The 4,763-nt window shown below is 50.4% G+C and carries 4 protein-coding genes and 2 pseudogenes; 1 reads left to right on the forward strand and 5 read right to left on the reverse strand.

Annotated features, from left to right (window positions below; genetic code table 11):
* Positions 1-26: 26 nt before the first annotated feature.
* From BLR34_RS16345 to BLR34_RS16365, 5 genes and pseudogenes are all read right to left on the reverse strand, one after another.
* Positions 27-849 (reverse strand): annotated as a pseudogene (locus BLR34_RS16345) (IS5 family transposase).
* 114 nt (positions 850-963) lie between these two features.
* Positions 964-1,278 carry a hypothetical protein gene (locus tag BLR34_RS16350; protein WP_245683251.1) on the reverse strand — a complete coding sequence of 105 codons (315 nt, stop codon included), beginning with the start codon at positions 1,276-1,278 and terminating at the stop codon, positions 964-966.
* A 96-nt stretch (positions 1,279-1,374) separates the two neighbouring features.
* On the reverse strand, positions 1,375-2,268 hold the full coding sequence (locus BLR34_RS16355; RefSeq protein ID WP_218120930.1) for an LTA synthase family protein: 894 nt from the start codon (positions 2,266-2,268) through the stop codon (positions 1,375-1,377).
* Entirely contained in the window at positions 2,261-3,136 is an 876-nt protein-coding gene (locus BLR34_RS16360) for a glycosyltransferase family 2 protein (protein WP_092704935.1), read from the reverse strand. Before BLR34_RS16360 ends, BLR34_RS16355 begins: the two co-directional genes overlap by 8 nt.
* Before the next feature lie 98 nt (positions 3,137-3,234).
* Positions 3,235-4,317, reverse strand: a complete 1,083-nt coding sequence (locus BLR34_RS16365; RefSeq protein ID WP_092704937.1) for a glycosyltransferase family 4 protein — start codon at positions 4,315-4,317, stop codon at positions 3,235-3,237.
* A 219-nt stretch (positions 4,318-4,536) separates the two neighbouring features.
* On the opposite strand from BLR34_RS16365, the pseudogene BLR34_RS16370 reads away from it, so the two are divergent.
* Positions 4,537-4,763, forward strand: a pseudogene (locus BLR34_RS16370) (IS4 family transposase); the annotation flags it as partial.

Raw genomic sequence — 4,763 nt, forward strand, 5'->3', positions numbered from 1 at the left:
CGTGTTGAATAGATGCTGAATCATGGTCAGAGTGGCTCACAGAGCGGTTCTATGTTGGAGATGGCGAACATGAGGACAATTTCACGGAACTGTCGATACCAGCCGAGCGCTCGCACGGCATCGCCGAGCGAGCGCTTCGTTGTCGAATACGACGTTTCGGCCATCCAGCGCTGAGAGTAGCCTTTTGCCCGGATGAGCGCGTTATTGCCTAGCTCAACGGTCTCGATCCACGCTGTAAGATGAGTGGCTCGACACCGAGTGTGTAGAACTCGTATTTCGTGATCCAGTTGTGGAAGGCTTTGTCGGCGGCAACGGACAGCAGGTCGTCCGCGTTCTGGCGGACGACCTGCGGCCCGGTCTTCGTATCGTGTTTCTACCGGGCCCAGATATGTACGCCAAGGACGGCAAGAGACTCTCTATCAGTTAATGTCGTCACTTTCAACGTCTGAACGGTACTTCCCGACCGCTGGCGGTAGTAAGACGAGGCTGAGCGGCGGTCGAAGAACGTGCTGTCGAGGGCGACGTGACCAGACTGCGGGTGTTGCTGCGCTGAAACACGCAGCAACGCCCGCCAGACCCACATTCCCAGCCGGTCGAACGACTTGTAGAGCGTGGTGAAGTCCGGTAGATCGTCGGATCTAGCCCAAGAGCGTCACAAATCTCGGTCATGTACTTCAGCCGATTCGGCGTTTCACGGTAGCTGTGGCCATCTTCGAGCCGAAAACAGTGCAGAACGGCGTGCTTCCAGCGGGCGAACCCGCCGCTGGCGGGCTCGCCCGCGTGCTTTCCCAACGCTTGTTTGGCTAGGTTGCAACACTTCTCAACGAAGTTGAGGAGGTCGATCTCTATGGATGGAGTCGAATTCCTCGACTTCACTCTTCTAACCCGTGATATCAGACGATTAGACCGCTATTCAACACGGCATAATTTTGAGGAGTGGTGGTTGGGTAAGTGTGTTCGGGGCTAGTCCTGCAGGTAGCCGAGGTCCTCTAGGCGAGCCTTGGCGTCGTCGGACATCGTGGCTTCGTCGTCCGGGTCGGCCTGCTCGAAGGAGTCGAGCCACTCGTTGAGTCTAGTGTCGAGGGTGTCTACGAGGTCGGGGTGGGTGTCGGAGAGATCGGTCGTTTCGTCAGAGTCGTCGTAGAGGTCGTAGAGCTGCTGGCTGCCGTCCGAACCGCGAATGTACTTGTGGCGGTCGGTCCGGATGGCTCTCTGTGAGCGGTCGTATTTGTGGACGTGGTCGGGGAGGTCGCCGACGCGTTTTTCGAGGGCGTCCATCGACGGCTGTGGGGCCGTATGCAAACAGCGAAGTGATCTCAGATATCATATCTCCCAGAGACGCAACTGCGGTAATCAGCCAGATTCTCTTCGTTTTCACCGATATCCTAAGTCACGAAGCCGTCCCTCAACATCTTCGAACTGTTCAGAATCCGCTGCCTTGTCAGCGTGGGTCGTTTTTCGTCGTTCTTCATACGGGAACTCGACCCAGGGGACGGCGGTAAGTTCTGGATCGTGTATCCCTGGTGGATGTCCGTGAATGCGAATCGGAAGCCAAGACACTTGCTTACCGTAGAGGTTTCCATGATCACTGGTCAGTACGAGTTTGCCTTGTAATTCGGAACGGAGTTGATCAATTTCGGGGAGGACAAGATCCAGATTTTCTCGATATGCAGTCCGCACTGTCTCTTCCGAGACCTGGCCTGCTGCCAATTGCACCCAGATAGAGCTATACTTGCTTCCGCGATTCGGACCGAATGTGGCTTGTTCATCTATCTTTTTGCCTGTTGGTCCGATGAACGGGTAATGTGGCTGCATGTAATGGATGATGAGACGCTTGTCGGGGAATTCACCGCCTAGGTCAATCGCAGCCTCAGTGACGTGTTCGGGCCGAACTGTCCGGAGATCCTCATCCCAGTGGTCTTGCCAGACATGTTCGATGTGTGCGAAAGATAGATTGAAGTCCGCGAACTGAGGAGAAGCAGTCACATAGACCGTATCTCGGCAATCGGTGTTGACGAAATTCTGCTTGATGAACTCCCGTGTGTGACTCGCATTTGAATGAACCTCTTCGATGGGAACATTGAACGAGTCAGCTTCCGCGAGAAGGTCGTACCGACACGCATCTAGGACGACGAGGATATCCCAGTCTTGCTCAAAAAACTGGATCGTATCTGGTGGATGAGACGTGAATGGTCGAACAAGATTTATTCGCACCTTTCGCTTGACGGTTTCCGGATTTCGGAGCCCTCGCCGGACGCGTTCACTCATTATCTGTGTTGAGCAGGCTTTTGATACGCTTCACTTCTTCGTCTGATACGGCTCGCTGTTCCGTAGGAGAAAACACTGTACGAATAAAACGCTGCACTCTCTCAGGCGCATTCATATATATAAACCAGCCTAGCTGGAATAAGAGGTTTCGATACGGGAGTCCAAACGCTTTAATCGCCTGCCAGCTCCGGTAGGCCAGTATTGATTTCTTTAGAAGTTCTTTCCGTTGACTCCGGGATCCGGAATTGATTCGATAGATATAGACAGGGTCCGGCAGATTGGCAAGTTTCCAGTTTCGACCAATTTCAATGATGAGTTCATATCCTTCAACATTTTCAGATTGGAACAGACCAGCTTCAAAAGCGGCTTCACGGCGGTACATAGCCGTTCCGGCGTTGATCATCGATCCTCGTCCCATACCTTCTCGAATATCCTGATCGGACGATGGACGGACTCGTAGTTCAGGTTCTTTCTGATCCGGGTGGACGTAGTAGAATGCTCCTCCGACGACACCTGTCTCAGGATTGGCTTCGAGAAATTGTACTTGCTTTTCGATGCGGTTCGGCGTTGAAACGTCATCAGCATCGTGAAAGACGAGATACTTCCCCTCTGCATGCATCGCACCCCTATTCCGGGAAAACGTTGTTCCCATATTCGTTTTGTTTTTCAAGATTGCATGACGATTACCGTCTACTATAGATTTGACTTCATCAGTAGTATCGTCTTCTGAGTTATCATCTACAAATATGAGCTCAATATTTGAGTATGTCTGAGATAGTAGCGATTCGATTGTAGGTTCTATAAACTCGCGTTCATTGTACATCGGTACAATAACAGACACGAGAGGTTGGTCTTGATCGTCACCCATTATTGATTGACCTCCACTGGAACAGCGCGGCTGATAGAGCAAATCATATGATAATAAGTGGTGGTAGATCGAGTGATATCTCTTTCGCTCTCCAGTGATTAGTTCGCATCTATAAGCTCTCGATAGGCGCGAATATATCCCTCCGCCGTCTGTTCTAAGGAGAATTTCTCACGTACCCGTTTGGAAGCCGCTTCGCCCAGACTGTCACGCGTCGACTTATCCTCTAAGAGCTGGACGATATTTTCTGCAAAAGATTCTGGACTAGATGGATCAGAAAATAGGCCAGTTGGGCCGACAACCTCATGCAGAACATCAATATCGCTGACAGCAACTGGCGTTTGAAGGAACATTGCCTCAACGGCGGCAACACAAAACCCTTCGTACCACGAGGAGATAGCGAAGACATCCGCTTCTTTTACAACTGCAAGCATATCATATCGATCCTGGATAAATCCAGTCTGAATGACCGCGTCACTCAAACCTTTGTTATCGATATACTCCTCGATCGCCTCATATCTGGGTCCGTCCCCGACAAGAACTAGTTTCGCATCCGGAATGCTTTCGCGCACCAGTTCTACCGAGTCTACAAGAGTTTCGTGGTTCTTTTGTTTGGTGTAGTGAGCCACACTGACTACTGACGGTGAATCTACTGAAATCGGGGGATCATCCGGAATACGGCTTTCAATTGCTGTATCGATTCCATTATACACTACATCATGAGACCCACCAGTGAGGCGAATAATGCTGTTTTTTAGCTTCGAAAAAGAATTGAGTGTGTGTTTGGAATTAGAAATGTAGCAGTCGGTAACAGCTGAGGCGGGAAGATCTGGAAGGCGCCGAAGTAATGCGAAGTGAGTATGATCGTTGTGTCGTGTATCGACTACCTTCGCGTCTGTTGTAACTGCTACCAGACGCGCTATAGAACCTGTTGCGTTTGGATGTGTATGTACAATATCCACGTCTTGATCAATGATCAAACTTCTCAGATTTCTATATGACTCTAAATCCAATCTTCTAGAAGAATCGAGAGAGACTGTTTGGATGTTTTTTGAGACAGTTTCGTCAATATCACCGTAAAAGGCAACAATTAGCACTTCAATATTATCTTTTCTATCTATTTCCATTGCAAGTTTAGAGGGGAACGCAAGGGGAGCTTCGTTCATAAAATGGATGACTTTCATCCTGTGAAGTCGTTACCGCTAGTGACTATTAACAGTGGCTACCACAACTCAATGGCTCTATCGAAATCCTTTCTTCAGACACGATATTAAATGAAAAAGCCAGTCCATCTGTCTTTAGCTAAGCGAAAAACAACGAGACAGCAGCGGCTTATCGAGGCGTCTTTTTGAGAGGAATGAGGAGGAAAGGCTGTGCACACCAAAACCTCCTCATCGAGAATAATGCGTCGACTCACTACGCTTTTTCCATCTGATCTGCTCGAAGAGCACGCCGAGGAACTCGGCGTGGTCGAGCGGGATGGGAAACTGCAGATGCCTGCCTTTGTATGGTCATTCGTGTTCGGCTTCGCCGCAGGCGAGAGCCGAACACTGGCTGGCTTTCGGCGTAGCTACAACAACACAGCGGACAAGACACTCTCTCCTGGCGGGTTCTATCAGCGATTGACGCC

This window comes from Halovenus aranensis (assembly GCF_900100385.1).
GTDB lineage: Archaea > Halobacteriota > Halobacteria > Halobacteriales > Haloarculaceae > Halovenus > Halovenus aranensis.